This is a genomic window from Luteibacter sp. 3190 (assembly GCF_031456385.1).
Taxonomy (GTDB): Bacteria; Pseudomonadota; Gammaproteobacteria; order Xanthomonadales; family Rhodanobacteraceae; genus Luteibacter.
Genome location: NZ_JAVDUO010000001.1, coordinates 1 through 14,311 on the forward strand (window position 1 = coordinate 1; position 14,311 = coordinate 14,311).

Here is a 14,311-nt window from a genome sequence, read left to right on the forward strand (position 1 = left end):
GCCGAAGTGGTTGGCCTGAAGGACACCCAGAGCACGACGGTGACGGGCGTGGAAATGTTCCGCAAGCTGCTGGACCAGGGTCAGGCCGGTGACAACGTCGGCGTGCTGGTCCGCGGTCTGAAGCGCGAAGACGTCGAGCGTGGCCAGGTGCTGGCCAAGCCGGGTTCGGTGACGCCGCACACGCAGTTCGAGGGTGAGGTGTACATCCTGTCGAAGGACGAGGGTGGCCGTCACACGCCGTTCTTCAGCAACTACCGTCCGCAGTTCTACTTCCGCACGACGGACGTGACCGGTTCGATCAAGCTGCCGGAAGGCACCGAGATGGTGATGCCGGGCGACAACGTGAAGATCACGGTCGAGCTCGGTTTCCCGATCGCGATGGACGAAGGTCTGCGCTTCGCGATCCGCGAAGGCGGCCGCACCGTCGGCGCCGGCGTGGTGTCGAAGATCATCAAGTAAGTCGGGTTCCCGCTACGGGAAGACGAGAAGGCGAGGACGCGAGTCCTCGCCTTTTTTTGTATTGGGGATTGGGAATAGGGGATGGTAAATGGGGGCGGCAGGGCCGGCGTGCGCCTTGGGTTGCGGGATAGTCTGCGCTGGCGCGTCGCGTTGAGTTGCCTGGCAACGTTCGATCACGCGCCCCCAATTCCCACCTCCCATCTCCCGCTCCAACCACCCCCTTCCATTCCCGCAAAGGCCCTGCTACAATTCGCGGGCTAAGATTCCCGGGTGCCTCCACGGCCCCGGACCACGCGAAATGAGGTGCACGGAAGGCGCTTCGAGTTCGCAGGCAGGGAAGCCGGGTAGGGTGCCAATCGCCGACGGGGCTCACGCTCTGTTGACGTTATTTTTTGCGCATTCTATACTTTTTCGTCTAGGCAGGCTGTTTATTCGGCCTGCCTGACTTTTTCGGGTCGTTCGGGTGGCTTCCAGCCGCTGCGGAGCGGCCCGTTGCGGTACCCGTAGTTTGTAGTTTTGGGTTGTGCGGGGGTGGCGAGAAGCCCCTCCGAATCACAAGAACGTTCTTTCGATAACAGGACACGGTTTTATGGCGAACCAAAAGATTCGCATCCGGCTCAAGGCGTTCGATCATCGTCTGATCGACCGTTCGGCCAGCGAAATCGTCGAGACGGCCAAGCGCACTGGCGCCACGGTCCTCGGCCCGATTCCGCTGCCGACCAAGATCGAGCGCTACACCATTCTGGTGTCGCCGCACGTCGACAAAGATGCCCGCGACCAGTACGAGACCCGTACTCACAAGCGCGTTCTGGACATCGTCGACCCCAACGACAAAACCGTGGACGCGCTCATGAAGCTCGATCTCGCGGCTGGCGTTGACGTCCAGATCAAGCTCGGCTGAGCGGACTAAAGGATACGAAGATGAGTATCGGACTGGTTGGCCGCAAGTGCGGCATGAGCCGGCTCTTCACCGAAGACGGCCGCTCGATTCCGGTGACGCTGATTGAAGCGACCCCGAATCGCGTGACGCAGGTGAAGACCGAAGAAAACGACGGCTACAGCGCCGTGCAGGTCACGACGGGCGCGAAGCGCGCCTCGCTCCTGACCGCCCCGCTGAAGGGCCATTACGCTAACGCCAAGGTCGAGCCGGGCCGCGGTCTGTGGGAGTTCCGCGTTTCCGCGGAAGACGCAGGCAAGTACGCGATCGGCACCGAGATCAAGGCGGACGACGTGTTCACCGTCGGTCAGACGGTCGACGTCGCCGGCGTGTCGAAGGGTAAGGGTTTCCAGGGCACCATCAAGCGTCACCACTTCAAGATGGGCGACGCCACGCACGGTAACTCGCTGTCGCATCGCGCCCCGGGCTCGATCGGCCAGCGCCAGACGCCGGGCCGCGTGTTCCCTGGTAAGAAGATGTCGGGCCACATGGGTGCGGTGAACCGCACGCAGCAGGGTCTCGAAGTTGTCAAGGTCGACGCCGAGCGCCACCTGATCGCGGTCAAGGGCGCAGTCCCGGGCGCGCCGGGCGGTGACGTCGTGATTCGTCCGACGACCAAGGGCTGAGGAGAGACGCCATGGAACTCAACGTTATTGGCGCCAAGGCGCTCACCGTGTCGGACGACGTGTTCGGCGGCGAGTACAAGAAGGCCCTCGTGCACCAGGTCGTCACCGCCTATCAGGCGGCTGGCCGTGCCGGTACGAAGGCTCAGCTGTCTCGCGGTCAGATGTCGGGTACGACCAAGAAGTTCAAGAAGCAGAAGGGCGGCGGCGCTCGTCACGGCGATTACCGTGCTCCGATCTTCGTCGGTGGTGGTGTGACGTTCGCAGCGAAGCCGCGCAGCTTCGAGCAGAAGGTCAACCGTAAGGCTTACCGCGTCGCGATCCGTTCGATCGTCGCCGAGCTGAACCGCCAGAACCGTCTGAAGGTCGTCTCCGAGCTGTCGATGGAAGCCCCGAGCACCAAGGGCATGATCGCCAAGCTCGCCGAGCTCGAAGTCAAGGGTCGCGTGCTGCTGGTGTCGGAAGACGCCACCGAAGCGCTGTACCTGTCCGCTCGCAACATTCCGTACATCCACGTCGTCGACGTGCTGGCCCTGAATCCGGTCAGCCTGGTCGGCAGCGACTACGTCGTCATGACGGTGGACGCGGTCAAGAAGGTCGAGGAGTGGCTCGCATGAGCACCGAACGCACGCTCAACACGCTTCGCGCGCCGCACATCTCCGAGAAGTCGGCTCGCCTTGCTGAGAACAACCAGTACGTTTTCGTCGTGGCGCCCGAGGCGACCAAGGCCGATGTCCGCGCAGCGGTGGAACACCTCTTCGACGTCAAGGTCGTGGACGTGAACCTCGTGAACACGAAGGGCAAGGTCAAGTCGTTCCGCTTCCGCACTGGCAACCGCCAGGGCAAGCGTAAGGCCTACGTGCGCCTCGCCGACGGTCACACGATCGACGTGTCGGCCAAGGCCTGAGCCAGGAGTTGAATTGAGATGGCACTGATCACTCACAAGCCGACCTCCCCGGGCCGCCGCGACGCAGTCAGCGTGCGGACCGAAGGTCTGCACAAGGGCGCACCGTACGCGCCCCTGACCGAATCGCAGTCGAAGACCGGCGGTCGCAACCACTTCGGTCGCATCACCACGCGTCATCGCGGCGGCGGTCACAAGCAGGCTTACCGCATCATCGATTTCAAGCGTGACAAGGAAGGCATCGCCGCCGTTGTCGAGCGTCTGGAATACGATCCGAACCGCACCGCGCACATCGCGCTGCTGTGCTACGCCGACGGCGAGCGTCGCTACATCATCGCGCCGAAGGGCGTGGCGGTGGGCGACCGTCTCGTGTCGGGTTCCGACTCCCCGATCAAGCCGGGCAACTGCCTGCCGCTTCGTTCGATCCCGGTCGGTTCCACGATCCACTGCATCGAGATGAAGCCGGGCAAGGGTGCGCAGATCGCGCGTTCGGCCGGCGCCTCGGTCCAGCTGGTCGCTCGCGAGCAGGGCTACGCCACGCTGCGTCTCCGCTCCGGCGAAATGCGTCGCGTCCCGGTCGAATGCCGCGCCACCATCGGTGAAGTCGGCAACTCCGAGCACAGCCTGCGCAAGCTCGGCAAGGCCGGCGCCAAGCGTTGGAAGGGCATCCGCCCGACCGTCCGCGGCGTGGTCATGAACCCGGTCGACCATCCGCACGGCGGTGGTGAAGGCCGTACCTCCGGTGGCCGTCATCCGGTCAGTCCGTGGGGCACGCCGACCAAGGGTTACAAGACGCGCAACAACAAGCGCACCCAGCAGTTCATCGTGCGTCGTCGCAAGTAATAGGAAACGATCATGCCGCGCTCTCTAAAGAAAGGTCCGTTCGTTGACCTGCACCTCGTAAAGAAGGTGGAAGCCGCCGTTTCCGCCAACAACAAGCGTCCGATCAAGACCTGGTCGCGTCGCTCGATGATCCTGCCGGAGATGGTCGGTCTGACCATCGCCATCCACAACGGCCGCCAGCACGTGCCGGTGCTCATCAACGAGAACATGGTCGGGCACAAGCTCGGCGAGTTCGCGGTGACCCGCACCTACAAGGGCCACGCCGGCGATAAGAAGGGCAAGTGATGAGCACCGAAGCCAAAGCGATCCTGCGCAGCGCCCGCATCTCGGCGCAGAAGGCACGCCTGGTGGCTGACCTGGTCCGCGGTATGCCCGTGGGCCGAGCCAGCGACGTGCTCGCCTTTACCAACAAGAAAGCCGCCCACCTTGTCCGCAAGGTGCTGCTCTCCGCCGTCGCCAACGCCGAGAACAACCTCGGTGCCGACGTCGACGAGCTGAAGGTGGCTCGCATCTTCGTCGACGAAGGTCCGGCGATGAAGCGTATGTATGCCCGCGCCAAAGGCCGCGGTTCGCGCATCCTGAAGCGCACCAGCCACATCACTGTGGTTGTGGGCAACTGACTGGGGTAAGAAACGATGGGTCACAAAGTTCATCCCACCGGTATCCGCCTCGGCATTGCCAAGGACTGGAACTCGAAGTGGTACGCCAACAAGGGTGAGTACGCCCAGTACCTCGCTGCCGACCTCAAGGTCCGCGAGATGCTGCGCAAGAAGCTCGCCGCCGCCGGTATCTCGAAGATCCAGATCGAGCGCCCGGCCAAGACCGCCCGCGTGACGATCCACACCGCCCGTCCGGGCGTGGTGATCGGCAAGAAGGGCGAGGACATCGAGAAGCTCCGTAAGGAAGTCACCGACATGATGGGCGTCCCGACGCACATCAACGTCAGCGAAGTCCGTAAGCCGGAGCTCGATGCCCAGCTCGTCGCGGAGTCCATCGCTCAGCAGCTCGAGCGTCGCATCATGTTCCGCCGCGCGATGAAGCGCTCGGTCGGCAATGCGATGCGCCTCGGCGCCCTCGGCATCAAGATCAACGTTTCCGGCCGTCTCAACGGCGCCGAAATCGCGCGCTCCGAGTGGGCCCGCGAAGGTCGCGTTCCGCTGCACACCCTGCGTGCGGACATCGACTACGGCACCGCCGAGGCCAAGACCCAGTACGGCATCATCGGTGTCAAGGTGTGGGTCTACAAGGGCGAGATCTTCGATCTGGCGGCCGCCACGGCTGAGTCGAAGGAAGAACAGCAGCCTCAGCAGTCGTCGCGTCGCGAGGGTGGTGAAAACCGCCGCGATCGCGATCGGGCTGCCAAGTAAGGAGCGTTGCCATGTTGCAACCGAAGCGTACCAAGTACCGCAAGATGCATAAGGGCCGTAACGACGGCCTGGCATTCAACTCCAACCTCGTGAGCTTTGGCGAGTACGGCCTGAAGTCGACGACGCACGGTCAGCTGACCGCGCGCCAGATCGAAGCGGCCCGTCGTTGCATCACGCGCTACGTGAAGCGTGGCGGCAAGCTCTGGATCCGCGTGTTCCCGGACAAGCCGATCACCCGCAAGCCCATCGAAGTCCGAATGGGTGCAGGTAAGGGTGGCGTCGAGTTCTGGGTCGCCCTGATCCAGCCGGGCCGCATGCTTTATGAAATCGAAGGCGTCGACGAGGCGACCGCGCGCGAGGCGTTCCGCCTGGCCGCTGCCAAGCTCTCGGTCCAGACCCAGTTCGTCTCCAGGGCGGTGATGTAATGGCCATCAAAGAAATCAACGACAAGTCGGCGGAAGAGCTGAAGCAGCATCTGCTGGACCTTCGCAAGGAGCAGTTCAATCTGCGCATGCAGAAAGGCTCCGGTCAGCTCACTCAGCCGCACCAGCTGCGCCGCGTTCGGCGTGACATCGCCCGCACGAAGTTCGTGCTCGGCGGCAAGAAGTAAGGACGGCGGACATGAGCGATAACACGAAGGCGGCACGCACCCTCACGGGTCGTGTCATCAGCAACAAGATGGCCAACACGGTAACGGTCCTGATCGAGCGCCAGGTGCAGCACCCGCTGCTCGGCAAGATCATCCGCCGCTCCACGAAGCTCCACGCACACGACGAAACCGGTGCGAACGAGGGCGACGTGGTCCGCATCGCGGAGTGCCGTCCGCTGTCGAAGACGAAGCACCACCGCGTGGTCGAAATCGTCACGCGCGCTGAAGTTTAAGGAGAGCTGCGATGATCCAGATGCAAAGCACGCTTTCCGCGGCGGACAACAGCGGCGCGAAGGAACTGATGTGCATCAAGGTGCTGGGCGGCTCGAAGCGCCGTTATGCCAGCGTCGGTGATGTCATCAAGGTGACCGTCAAGGACGCCATTCCCCGCGGCAAGGTCAAGAAGGGCGAGGTGTACAACGCCGTGGTGGTTCGTACCGCCAAGGGTGTGCGTCGCTCGGATGGCTCGGTTATCCGTTTCGACGGTAACGCGGCCGTCCTCCTCAACAACAAGCTCGAGCCGATCGGCACCCGTATCTTCGGGCCGGTTACCCGCGAGCTGCGCAGCGAGAAGTTCATGAAGATCGTCTCGCTTGCGCCTGAAGTGCTCTGAGCGGAGGCCAGACCATGAACCGTATCCGCAAGGGTGATAACGTCGTCGTCATCACCGGCAAGAACAAGGGCCAGCGCGGTGACGTGCTGCGCGTCGATGGCGACCGCGTGGTCGTCTCGAACGTGAACCTCGTCAAGCGCCACACCAAGCCGAACCCGCAGGCCAACCAGCCGGGCGGTATCGTCGAGCGTGAGGCCTCGATCCATATCTCCAATGTCCAGCTCTTCAACTCCGCCACGAACAAGGGCGAGCGCGTTGGCACCAAGACGCTCGAGGACGGGCGCAAGGTGCGCGTGTTCCGTTCGGGCGAAGTGGTCGACGCGTAAGGAATCGAAGTCATGACCCGCCTTGAAACGTTTTACAAAGAGTCGGTAATGAAGAAGCTCACCGAGCGCTTCGGTTACCAGAACGTCATGCAGGTTCCGCGCATCACGAAGATCACGCTCAACATGGGCGTCGGCGAAGCCGCCGGTAACAAGAAGATCCTCGAGAACGCGGTCGCCGACATGACCAAGATCGCTGGCCAGAAGCCGGTCACGACGAAGGCCCGCGTGTCGGTCGCTTCGTTCAAGATCCGCGACGGTTGGCCGATCGGTTGCAAGGTCACGCTCCGTCGTGCCCAGATGTGGGAATTCCTGGACCGCCTGATCAACATCTCGCTGCCGCGTACGCGCGACTTCCGTGGTGTCTCCGGCCGTGCCTTCGATGGCCGTGGTAACTATAACTTCGGCATCAAGGAACAGATCATCTTCCCGGAAATCGACTTCGATCAGGTCGACGCGCTGCGCGGTATGGATATCTCCATCACCACGACCGCCAAGTCCGACGAAGAAGCCAAGGCGCTGCTGGAAGCCTTCAGCTTCCCGTTCCGCAACTGATTACAGGTAGAACATGGCCAAGACCTCGATGATCGAGCGCGATATCAAGCGCTCCAAGCTCGTCAAGAAGTACGCCGCCAAGCGCGCCGAACTGAAGGCGATCGTGCTGAGCGCCACCGCCTCGTATGACGAGAAGATGGAAGCCCAGACGAAGCTGCAGAAGCTTCCCCGCGATGCGAGCCCGTCGCGCCAGCGTAACCGCTGCGCCCTGACCGGTCGTCCGCGTGGCGTCTACAGCAAGTTCGGCCTGGGCCGCAACAAGCTGCGCGAAGCCACCATGCGTGGCGACGTGCCGGGCCTGCGCAAGGCTAGCTGGTAAAAAACTCGCCAACGGCGGGACAAGCTGTTATAGTCGTCGGTCTGCGCAACGCAGACCGACTTCTGTCGGCTTTACAATTTAAGATTTCCGGTAATTCGGATATCGGTGCACTCTCAAGGGTTTTCTTATGAGCATGACTGATCCCATCGCCGATCTGTTTACGCGCATCCGCAATGGCCAGGCCTCTGGCAAGTCGGTTGTCCGTATGCCGTCGTCGAAGATGAAGCTGGCGGTTGCCACGCTTCTGCAGAACGAAGGCTATATCCTCGACGCCCGCACCGCCGACGAAGGCGGCAAGCCGGTCCTCGAGATCAAGCTGAAGTATTTCGAAGGCCGTCCGGCCATCGAGTCCATTTCCCGTGTCAGCCGTTCCGGTCTCCGCGTCTACCGCGGCAAGGACGAGCTGCCGAAGGTCCTCGGCGGCCTGGGTATCTCGATCATCTCGACTTCCGCCGGTCTCCTGACCGACGCGCAGGCCCGTGCCAAGGGTCTGGGCGGCGAAGTCATCGGCCAGGTGGCGTAAGGAGTCCCGACATGTCACGTGTAGCCAAAAAGCCCATCACGCTCGCCAAGGGCGTCGAACTCTCGGTCGCCAACGGCACCGTCACCGTCAAGGGCCCGAAGGGCACCCTGACCACCCATGAACTGCCGGGCGTTTCGTTCCAGCAGGAAAACGGCGTGGTGAACATCGTTCTCGCCGACGGCGCGGACGACAAGTTCGGCGGCACGGCGCGTGCGATCGTCGCCAACATGGTCCAGGGCGTGTCGGCCGGCTTCGAGAAGAAGCTCGAGCTCGTCGGCGTCGGTTACCGCGCTCAGCTCACCGGCAAGTCGGTGAACCTGTCGCTCGGTTACTCGCACCCGGTCGTGTTCGAGGCGCCGGAAGGCATCACCATCGAAGTCCCGACGCAGACGGAAGTCCTCATCAAGGGCGCCGACAAGCAGCTCGTGGGCCAGGTGGCAGCCAAGATCCGCGCATTCCGTTCGCCGGAGCCCTACAAGGGCAAGGGCGTCCGTTACGCCGGCGAGACGATCATCCTGAAGGAAGCCAAGAAGGCTTAATAAGCCTATCCGCTTCCTGGAGACGAGACGATGAACAAGAACGAATCCCGCCTGCGCCGCGCCAAGTCGACCCGCGCCCACATCCGTGAGCTCGCCGTCGCCCGCCTGAGCGTGCACCGCACCGGTCAGCACATCTACGCCCAGGTCTTCGCGCCGAACGGCACCGTCGTGGCAGCCGCCTCGACCGTGCAGAAGTCGGTCGCCGAAGGCCTCAAGAGCAAGAAGAACGTCGAAGCCGCCTCCACGGTGGGTCGCATCGTCGCCGAGCGCGCCAAGGCCGCCGGTATCGAAGCCGTCGCGTTCGACCGCTCGGGTTTCCGTTATCACGGTCGCATCAAGGCACTTGCCGACGCGGCGCGTGAGGCCGGCCTCAAGTTCTAAGAGGCGTCAGGCCACGGCATCGGCCCCTCGGGGCCGGTGTCGCCCGAAGTACCTACAACTCCAAGCGGCGACCAAGCCGTAAACGTGAAGTCCCGGGGTCCTTCCCGGGCAGACAGGAAAAGAGATGTCCTCGACAGATCGCGAAAATTCGGACGGCATGCTTGAAAAGCTGATCGCCGTCAACCGCGTGGCCAAGACCGTCAAGGGTGGCCGCCAGATGAGCTTCACCGCGCTGACGGTCGTCGGCGATGGCGAGGGTCGCGTCGGCTTCGGTTATGGCAAGGCCCGTGAAGTGCCGGTCGCCATTTCCAAGGCCATGGAGCGCGCCCGCCGCAACATGGTGACCATCGAACTGAACAACGGCACGCTGTGGTACGCCATCAAGGCCAACCACGGTGCGGCCCGCGTCTTCATGCAGCCCGCTTCCGAGGGTACCGGCGTCATCGCCGGCGGTGCCATGCGCGCCGTCCTCGAAGTCGTCGGCGTGAAGAACGTCCTCGCGAAGGCCGTCGGCTCGCGCAACCCGATCAACCTCGTCCGCGCGACGATCAAGGGTCTGCAGGCCGTCGCCTCGCCGAAGCGCATCGCCGCCAAGCGTGGCAAGACGATCGAAGAGGTGCTGGGCAATGGCTAAGAACAACGAAACCGCCGGCACCGTCCGCGTCCGCCTGGTCAAGGGCCTGCGCGGTGTGCAGGGTCGTCATCGTCTGAGCGTCAAGGCCCTCGGCCTGAACAAGCTCAACGATGTGCGCGAACTGAAGGATAGCCCCCAGGTCCGTGGTCTGATCAACACGGTCTACTACCTGGTCCGGGTCGAGGAGTAAGCATCATGCGTCTTAACGACATCAAGCCCGGCAAGGGCGCCCGCAAGACCCGCACCCGCGTCGCCCGCGGTATCGGCTCCGGCCTTGGCAAGACCGCCGGCCGTGGTCACAAGGGTCAGCACGCCCGTGCCGGTAACACGCACCGCGTCGGTTTCGAAGGCGGTCAGATGCCGCTGCAGCGTCGTCTTCCGAAGGTGGGCTTCCGCTCGCTGAAGAAGGCCGACACCGAGCAGGTCATGCTGTACCAGCTGGCTTCGATCCAGGCCGACACGATCGACCTGATCGCTCTGCACGCCGCTGGCCTCGTGTCCAGCCGCGCCAAGAAGGTCAAGGTGGTGCTGAAGGGCGAGATCTCTCGCGCCATCAAGCTCCAGGGCGTGCTTGCGACGGCCGGCGCCAAGGCGGCCATCGAAGCCGCCGGCGGCAGCGTGGAGTAATCAGGTGGCTGCAGCGCAGGGCACAACGCTCGGCTCGCTGGGCAAACTGACGGAACTGCGTCAGCGCATCTTTTTCCTTATCGGTGCGCTGATCGTCTTCCGCCTCGGTTCGTTCATTCCCGTTCCGGGCGTGAACCCCGAGGCGATGACGAGCCTGGTCGAAGGCGGTGGCGGCCTGCTGAACATGGTCAACATGTTCTCGGGCGGTTCGCTGTCCCGCTTCTCGGTGTTCGCTCTCGGTGTGGTGCCGTACATTTCGGCATCCATCGTGGTGCAGATGATGGGCTCGGTCATTCCGTCGCTCCAGGCACTGCGCAAGGAAGGCGAGTCGGGTCGTCGCAAGATGACCATGTACACGCGCTTCGGCACGGTCGGCCTCGCGGCCTTCCAGGCCTTCGGCATCGCGGTGGCCCTGCAGAAGCAGGTCGCGGCGGGTGGTGCGCCGGTGGTCTACATGCCGGGTGCGGGCTTCGTCCTCGCGTCGGTCGTCGGCCTTACCGCTGGCACCATGTTCCTGATGTGGCTGGGTGAGCAGATCACGGAGCGCGGCATCGGCAACGGCATCTCGATGCTGATCTTCGCCGGTATCGTCGCGGGTCTGCCCGGTGCGATCGTGCACACGCTGACCATGGCGAACAACGGCGAGCTGTCGGTGCTGAAGCTGCTGATGGTCACCGTGGTGATCCTCGCGGTCACGGCGTTCGTGGTGTTCATGGAGCGTGCCCAGCGGCGTATCACCGTGAACTACGCGAAGCAGGGCAGCCAGCGTCAGTTCCAGCGCCAGACCTCGCACCTGCCGCTGAAGATCAACATGGCGGGCGTCATTCCGCCGATCTTCGCGACCAGCCTGCTGCTTTTCCCTGCAACCGCGGCAACCTGGTTCGGCTCCGCCCACCAGTCCCGCTGGCTGCAGTGGCTGACCACGGCGCTGAGCCCGGGCGAGCCGGTCCACGACATCGTGTTCGCGGTGCTGGTGATCGGATTCGCCTTCTTCTATACGGCGATCGTGTTCAACTCGCAGGAAACGGCCGATAACCTCAAGCGTTCGGGCGCGTTGATTCCGGGCATCCGTCCGGGTCGCGCCACGGCGGACTACATCGATGGCGTCATGACCCGGCTCACCGGCGTCGGCGCGCTCTACATCGTGCTGGTCTGCCTGGTGCCCACGTTCATGCAGAACGCCTGGCACGTCCCGTTCTATTTCGGCGGCACTTCGCTGCTGATCGTGGTGGTGGTGGTGATGGACTTCACGGCTCAGGTCCAGGCCCATCTCGTCAGCCACCAGTACGAGAGTCTGCTCAAGAAGTCGAATCTCCGTCGCAGCTGAGACGCGACGGAACAGCCCCCAAGTAGGGGAGGCCGCGGCGCCTGGCGCCGCAGGACTTCCCGTTTAGGTTAATTCAGGTTAGAATTGCGCGTTTACCGCGCACGAAACGCATCGGAGACAGTACATCATGGCGCGCATCGCGGGTGTCAATTTGCCGGTCCAGAAGCATGTCTGGGTCGGTCTGCAGAGCATTTACGGAATCGGCCGGTCGCGGGCCAAGCAGGTCTGCGTGGACGCGGGCGTGGTTGCGACCACTCCCATCAAGTCGCTGAGCGAAGGCGAGGTCGAGAAGATCCGCGCCGAAGTCGCGAAGTACACGGTCGAAGGCGACCTCCGCCGCGAAATCGGCATGGCGGTCAAGCGCCTGATGGACCTCGGTTGCTACCGTGGCCTGCGCCATCGTCGCGGCCTGCCGGTGCGCGGCCAGCGCACGCGTACCAACGCCCGTACCCGCAAGGGTCCGCGTCGTCCGATCAAGAAGTAACGGATACCGAACATGGCTAAGCCTGTTAAGACCAAGAAGAAGATCAAGCGCGTTGTCACGGATGCCGTGGCCCACGTGCAGGCTTCTTTCAACAATACCATCGTCACGATCACCGACCGCCAGGGCAACGCCCTGTCGTGGGCGACCGCAGGCGGCGCGGGTTTCCGCGGCTCCCGCAAGTCGACCCCGTTCGCGGCGCAGGTCGCCGCCGAGAAGGCCGGCCGCGCCGCTGGCGACTACGGTGTGAAGACCGTGGAAGTGCGCATCAAGGGCCCCGGCCCGGGCCGCGAGTCGGCCGTGCGCTCTCTGAACGCGTTGGGCTACAAGGTGCTCAACATTATCGACGTCACGCCGATTCCGCATAACGGCTGCCGTCCCCCCAAGAAGCGTCGCGTCTAAGGAGCATAACCATGGCCCGTTATCGTGGAGCTACCTGCAAGCTGGCGCGTCGTGAGGGTACGGACCTCGGTCTGAAGAGCCCGGCTCGCGCGCTTGATTCCAAGTGCAAGCTCGAAAACAAGCCCGGTCAGCATGGCGCCAACAAGCGCGCCCGTCTGTCCGACTACGCTGTGCAGCTTCGTGAGAAGCAGAAGGTCAAGCGCATCTACGGTGTGCTCGAGCGTCAGTTCAGCAACTACTACACCAAGGCTTCGACCCAGAAGGGCAACACGGGTGAAAACCTGCTTCGCCTCCTGGAAAGCCGTCTCGACAACGTCGTCTACCGCATGGGTTTCGCGGTCACCCGCGCCCAGGCTCGTCAGCTCGTTGCCCATAAGTCCGTCACGGTCAACGGTAAGAAGGTCAACGTGCCTTCGTACCACGTCCGTCCGGGCGATGAGGTGTCGCTGACCGAGAAGGCCCGCACGCAGCTGCGCGTGCAGGAAGCGGCGACGATCTACGACACGATGGATCTTCGTCCGTCGTGGGTCGAGGTCGACAGCAAGAAGTTCGCGGGTACGTTCAAGGCCGTCCCGGATCGTGGCGATCTGCCGGCCGATATCAACGAAGCCCTGATCGTCGAGCTTTACTCGAAGTAATCCACCGGAGCCTTGCATGGCAGTTTCGTCAACTAGTGTGCTGCGGCCTCGTGGCCTCAGCGTCGAGCAGCTTGGAGCGAACCGCGCTAAGGTGGTGGTCGAGCCGCTCGAGCGTGGCTTTGGTCACACCCTGGGCAACGCGCTGCGCCGCGTGCTGCTCTCTTCGATTCCGGGCAGCGCGATCGTCGAGGTCGAAATCGACGGCGTGCTGCACGAGTACACCACTCTGGAAGGCCTGCAGGAGGACGTGATCGAAGTCCTGCTGAACCTCAAGGACGTTGCCATCCGTCAGCACAGCGGTGACGAAGTCACCCTGACGCTGGCCAAGAAGGGCAAGGGCGTGGTCACCGCGGGCGACATCGCGGTCGATCACTCCGTCGAAATCGTCAATCCCGAGCACGTGATCTGCCACCTCACCAAGGATGTGGCTCTGAACATGCGCCTGAAGGTGCGTCGCGGCGTCGGCTACCAGCCGGCCAGCGCGCGCCAGCATCCGGATGACGAGACGCGGCCGATCGGCCGTCTGCAGCTCGACGCGTCGTTCGCGCCGGTCCTGCGCGTGGCTTACGAAGTGGACGCCGCTCGTGTCGAGCAGCGCACCAACCTCGACAAGCTCGTGCTCGACATCGAGACGAACGGCACGATCGGTGCTGAAGACGCCGTCCGCAAGGCGGCTGAAATCATCAACGACCAGCTGTCGGTGTTCGGCGATTTCTCGCGCCGCGAGAGCGACTCGACCAAGGCGGAGAAGGGCGGTTTCGATCCGCTCCTGCTGCGTCCGATCGACGATCTCGAACTGACGGTCCGTTCCGCGAACTGCCTCAAGGCCGAAAGCATCTACTACATCGGCGACCTGGTCCAGAAGACCGAGGTCGAGCTGCTGAAGACGCCGAACCTGGGCAAGAAGTCGCTGACGGAAATCAAGGATGTCCTGGGCGGGCGTGGTCTCGCACTCGGCATGAAGCTCGAAAACTGGCCGCCGCCGGGCCTTTCGCACGGCATGCAGCTGGGCTGATGCATCACGGGGCGATCGCTTTTCGATCGCCCCGATCCTTTGCGCCATCCGGTCGATGCCCAAGGCACTTCGATCGGCTTACCAAAGCGGTCCACAGAGGCCGTGCTCTTATAACGGGGCGTTTTGACAGCCTCGAATAGCGGGTAACCGCG

The 14,311-nt window shown here is 63.4% G+C and carries 27 protein-coding genes; all 27 read left to right on the forward strand.

Annotation, left to right across the window (positions count from 1 at the left end; translation table 11 throughout):
- A partial coding sequence (locus J2X58_RS00005) for an EF-Tu/IF-2/RF-3 family GTPase (RefSeq protein WP_310045773.1) occupies positions 1–459 on the forward strand: 459 nt, incomplete at its 5' end.
- A gap of 589 nt (positions 460–1,048) precedes the next feature.
- Positions 1,049–1,360 carry a 30S ribosomal protein S10 gene (gene rpsJ, locus J2X58_RS00010; RefSeq protein WP_014402136.1) on the forward strand — a complete coding sequence of 104 codons (312 nt, stop codon included), beginning with the start codon at positions 1,049–1,051 and terminating at the stop codon, positions 1,358–1,360.
- Between the two features lie 20 nt (positions 1,361–1,380).
- Entirely contained in the window at positions 1,381–2,022 is a 642-nt protein-coding gene (gene rplC, locus J2X58_RS00015) for a 50S ribosomal protein L3 (RefSeq protein WP_089978135.1), read from the forward strand.
- 11 nt (positions 2,023–2,033) lie between these two features.
- Positions 2,034–2,636 (forward strand): 50S ribosomal protein L4, encoded by a 603-nt coding sequence (gene rplD, locus J2X58_RS00020; RefSeq protein WP_090054997.1) that lies wholly within the window; start codon positions 2,034–2,036, stop codon positions 2,634–2,636.
- Positions 2,633–2,926 carry a 50S ribosomal protein L23 gene (rplW, locus tag J2X58_RS00025; RefSeq protein ID WP_046967254.1) on the forward strand — a complete coding sequence of 98 codons (294 nt, stop codon included), beginning with the start codon at positions 2,633–2,635 and terminating at the stop codon, positions 2,924–2,926. Before rplD ends, rplW begins: the two co-directional genes overlap by 4 nt.
- A gap of 18 nt (positions 2,927–2,944) precedes the next feature.
- Positions 2,945–3,766: a 50S ribosomal protein L2 gene (rplB, locus tag J2X58_RS00030; protein ID WP_090054995.1), complete on the forward strand. Its 822-nt coding sequence runs from the start codon at positions 2,945–2,947 to the stop codon at positions 3,764–3,766.
- 12 nt (positions 3,767–3,778) lie between these two features.
- Positions 3,779–4,051, forward strand: a complete 273-nt coding sequence (gene rpsS, locus J2X58_RS00035; protein WP_029213892.1) for a 30S ribosomal protein S19 — start codon at positions 3,779–3,781, stop codon at positions 4,049–4,051.
- Positions 4,051–4,386 (forward strand): 50S ribosomal protein L22, encoded by a 336-nt coding sequence (gene rplV, locus J2X58_RS00040; protein ID WP_029213891.1) that lies wholly within the window; start codon positions 4,051–4,053, stop codon positions 4,384–4,386. Before rpsS ends, rplV begins: the two co-directional genes overlap by 1 nt.
- 15 nt (positions 4,387–4,401) lie before the next feature.
- Positions 4,402–5,133 (forward strand): 30S ribosomal protein S3, encoded by a 732-nt coding sequence (gene rpsC, locus J2X58_RS00045; RefSeq protein WP_090054994.1) that lies wholly within the window; start codon positions 4,402–4,404, stop codon positions 5,131–5,133.
- 11 nt (positions 5,134–5,144) lie between these two features.
- Positions 5,145–5,558 (forward strand): 50S ribosomal protein L16, encoded by a 414-nt coding sequence (rplP, locus tag J2X58_RS00050; RefSeq protein ID WP_090054992.1) that lies wholly within the window; start codon positions 5,145–5,147, stop codon positions 5,556–5,558.
- Positions 5,558–5,743 carry a 50S ribosomal protein L29 gene (rpmC, locus tag J2X58_RS00055; RefSeq protein WP_090054990.1) on the forward strand — a complete coding sequence of 62 codons (186 nt, stop codon included), beginning with the start codon at positions 5,558–5,560 and terminating at the stop codon, positions 5,741–5,743. Before rplP ends, rpmC begins: the two co-directional genes overlap by 1 nt.
- A gap of 11 nt (positions 5,744–5,754) precedes the next feature.
- Positions 5,755–6,015, forward strand: a complete 261-nt coding sequence (rpsQ, locus tag J2X58_RS00060) for a 30S ribosomal protein S17 (protein ID WP_090054989.1) — start codon at positions 5,755–5,757, stop codon at positions 6,013–6,015.
- A gap of 11 nt (positions 6,016–6,026) precedes the next feature.
- Complete coding sequence (rplN, locus tag J2X58_RS00065) at positions 6,027–6,395, forward strand: 50S ribosomal protein L14 (RefSeq protein WP_090054987.1); 369 nt, start codon at positions 6,027–6,029, stop codon at positions 6,393–6,395.
- 14 nt (positions 6,396–6,409) lie between these two features.
- Positions 6,410–6,721 (forward strand): 50S ribosomal protein L24, encoded by a 312-nt coding sequence (gene rplX / locus J2X58_RS00070; RefSeq protein ID WP_090054986.1) that lies wholly within the window; start codon positions 6,410–6,412, stop codon positions 6,719–6,721.
- A 12-nt stretch (positions 6,722–6,733) separates the two neighbouring features.
- Positions 6,734–7,273, forward strand: a complete 540-nt coding sequence (gene rplE, locus J2X58_RS00075; RefSeq protein ID WP_090054984.1) for a 50S ribosomal protein L5 — start codon at positions 6,734–6,736, stop codon at positions 7,271–7,273.
- A gap of 13 nt (positions 7,274–7,286) precedes the next feature.
- The gene (rpsN, locus tag J2X58_RS00080; protein WP_090054983.1) at positions 7,287–7,592 is read left to right on the forward strand and encodes a 30S ribosomal protein S14; all 306 of its coding nucleotides are present in this window, start codon (positions 7,287–7,289) and stop codon (positions 7,590–7,592) included.
- 127 nt (positions 7,593–7,719) lie between these two features.
- Positions 7,720–8,115 (forward strand): 30S ribosomal protein S8, encoded by a 396-nt coding sequence (gene rpsH, locus J2X58_RS00085; RefSeq protein WP_090054982.1) that lies wholly within the window; start codon positions 7,720–7,722, stop codon positions 8,113–8,115.
- 11 nt (positions 8,116–8,126) lie between these two features.
- Positions 8,127–8,654 carry a 50S ribosomal protein L6 gene (gene rplF / locus J2X58_RS00090; RefSeq protein WP_090054980.1) on the forward strand — a complete coding sequence of 176 codons (528 nt, stop codon included), beginning with the start codon at positions 8,127–8,129 and terminating at the stop codon, positions 8,652–8,654.
- Positions 8,655–8,684: 30 nt separating this feature from the next.
- Positions 8,685–9,035: a 50S ribosomal protein L18 gene (gene rplR, locus J2X58_RS00095; RefSeq protein ID WP_090054978.1), complete on the forward strand. Its 351-nt coding sequence runs from the start codon at positions 8,685–8,687 to the stop codon at positions 9,033–9,035.
- A gap of 124 nt (positions 9,036–9,159) precedes the next feature.
- A complete protein-coding gene (gene rpsE, locus J2X58_RS00100) occupies positions 9,160–9,669 on the forward strand; it encodes a 30S ribosomal protein S5 (protein WP_090054977.1) in 510 nt (169 codons plus the stop codon).
- Positions 9,662–9,859 (forward strand): 50S ribosomal protein L30, encoded by a 198-nt coding sequence (gene rpmD / locus J2X58_RS00105; protein WP_045831139.1) that lies wholly within the window; start codon positions 9,662–9,664, stop codon positions 9,857–9,859. The genes rpsE and rpmD overlap by 8 nt, the downstream gene beginning before the upstream one ends.
- 5 nt (positions 9,860–9,864) lie before the next feature.
- Complete coding sequence (rplO, locus tag J2X58_RS00110) at positions 9,865–10,296, forward strand: 50S ribosomal protein L15 (protein WP_090054975.1); 432 nt, start codon at positions 9,865–9,867, stop codon at positions 10,294–10,296.
- 4 nt (positions 10,297–10,300) lie between these two features.
- A complete protein-coding gene (gene secY / locus J2X58_RS00115; protein ID WP_090054974.1) occupies positions 10,301–11,623 on the forward strand; it encodes a preprotein translocase subunit SecY in 1,323 nt (440 codons plus the stop codon).
- 127 nt (positions 11,624–11,750) lie between these two features.
- Positions 11,751–12,107 (forward strand): 30S ribosomal protein S13, encoded by a 357-nt coding sequence (gene rpsM, locus J2X58_RS00120; protein WP_072322787.1) that lies wholly within the window; start codon positions 11,751–11,753, stop codon positions 12,105–12,107.
- A 12-nt stretch (positions 12,108–12,119) separates the two neighbouring features.
- Positions 12,120–12,506: a 30S ribosomal protein S11 gene (gene rpsK / locus J2X58_RS00125; RefSeq protein ID WP_007513384.1), complete on the forward strand. Its 387-nt coding sequence runs from the start codon at positions 12,120–12,122 to the stop codon at positions 12,504–12,506.
- A gap of 11 nt (positions 12,507–12,517) precedes the next feature.
- Entirely contained in the window at positions 12,518–13,144 is a 627-nt protein-coding gene (gene rpsD, locus J2X58_RS00130; RefSeq protein ID WP_090054972.1) for a 30S ribosomal protein S4, read from the forward strand.
- A 16-nt stretch (positions 13,145–13,160) separates the two neighbouring features.
- Entirely contained in the window at positions 13,161–14,159 is a 999-nt protein-coding gene (rpoA, locus tag J2X58_RS00135; RefSeq protein WP_090054970.1) for a DNA-directed RNA polymerase subunit alpha, read from the forward strand.
- Positions 14,160–14,311: the final 152 nt, after the last annotated feature.

Excerpts from the sequence above, each read along its gene's own strand:
- rpsH (WP_090054982.1), top strand. The coding sequence starts at position 7,720 with ATGAGCATGACTGATCCCATCGCCGATCTGTTTACGCGCATCCGCAAT.
- rpmC (WP_090054990.1), top strand. The coding sequence starts at position 5,558 with ATGGCCATCAAAGAAATCAACGACAAGTCGGCGGAAGAGCTGAAGCAG.
- rpmD (WP_045831139.1), top strand. The coding sequence starts at position 9,662 with ATGGCTAAGAACAACGAAACCGCCGGCACCGTCCGCGTCCGCCTGGTC.
- rpsM (WP_072322787.1), top strand. The coding sequence starts at position 11,751 with ATGGCGCGCATCGCGGGTGTCAATTTGCCGGTCCAGAAGCATGTCTGG.
- rplR (WP_090054978.1), top strand. The coding sequence starts at position 8,685 with ATGAACAAGAACGAATCCCGCCTGCGCCGCGCCAAGTCGACCCGCGCC.
- rpoA (WP_090054970.1), top strand. The coding sequence starts at position 13,161 with ATGGCAGTTTCGTCAACTAGTGTGCTGCGGCCTCGTGGCCTCAGCGTC.
- rplO (WP_090054975.1), top strand. The coding sequence starts at position 9,865 with ATGCGTCTTAACGACATCAAGCCCGGCAAGGGCGCCCGCAAGACCCGC.
- rplP (WP_090054992.1), top strand. The coding sequence starts at position 5,145 with ATGTTGCAACCGAAGCGTACCAAGTACCGCAAGATGCATAAGGGCCGT.
- rpsE (WP_090054977.1), top strand. The coding sequence starts at position 9,160 with ATGTCCTCGACAGATCGCGAAAATTCGGACGGCATGCTTGAAAAGCTG.
- rpsC (WP_090054994.1), top strand. The coding sequence starts at position 4,402 with ATGGGTCACAAAGTTCATCCCACCGGTATCCGCCTCGGCATTGCCAAG.
- rpsS (WP_029213892.1), top strand. The coding sequence starts at position 3,779 with ATGCCGCGCTCTCTAAAGAAAGGTCCGTTCGTTGACCTGCACCTCGTA.
- rplF (WP_090054980.1), top strand. The coding sequence starts at position 8,127 with ATGTCACGTGTAGCCAAAAAGCCCATCACGCTCGCCAAGGGCGTCGAA.
- rplN (WP_090054987.1), top strand. The coding sequence starts at position 6,027 with ATGATCCAGATGCAAAGCACGCTTTCCGCGGCGGACAACAGCGGCGCG.
- rplE (WP_090054984.1), top strand. The coding sequence starts at position 6,734 with ATGACCCGCCTTGAAACGTTTTACAAAGAGTCGGTAATGAAGAAGCTC.
- rpsN (WP_090054983.1), top strand. The coding sequence starts at position 7,287 with ATGGCCAAGACCTCGATGATCGAGCGCGATATCAAGCGCTCCAAGCTC.
- rplV (WP_029213891.1), top strand. The coding sequence starts at position 4,051 with ATGAGCACCGAAGCCAAAGCGATCCTGCGCAGCGCCCGCATCTCGGCG.
- rplD (WP_090054997.1), top strand. The coding sequence starts at position 2,034 with ATGGAACTCAACGTTATTGGCGCCAAGGCGCTCACCGTGTCGGACGAC.
- rpsD (WP_090054972.1), top strand. The coding sequence starts at position 12,518 with ATGGCCCGTTATCGTGGAGCTACCTGCAAGCTGGCGCGTCGTGAGGGT.
- rplB (WP_090054995.1), top strand. The coding sequence starts at position 2,945 with ATGGCACTGATCACTCACAAGCCGACCTCCCCGGGCCGCCGCGACGCA.
- rpsK (WP_007513384.1), top strand. The coding sequence starts at position 12,120 with ATGGCTAAGCCTGTTAAGACCAAGAAGAAGATCAAGCGCGTTGTCACG.
- rplX (WP_090054986.1), top strand. The coding sequence starts at position 6,410 with ATGAACCGTATCCGCAAGGGTGATAACGTCGTCGTCATCACCGGCAAG.
- rplW (WP_046967254.1), top strand. The coding sequence starts at position 2,633 with ATGAGCACCGAACGCACGCTCAACACGCTTCGCGCGCCGCACATCTCC.
- rpsJ (WP_014402136.1), top strand. The coding sequence starts at position 1,049 with ATGGCGAACCAAAAGATTCGCATCCGGCTCAAGGCGTTCGATCATCGT.
- rplC (WP_089978135.1), top strand. The coding sequence starts at position 1,381 with ATGAGTATCGGACTGGTTGGCCGCAAGTGCGGCATGAGCCGGCTCTTC.
- rpsQ (WP_090054989.1), top strand. The coding sequence starts at position 5,755 with ATGAGCGATAACACGAAGGCGGCACGCACCCTCACGGGTCGTGTCATC.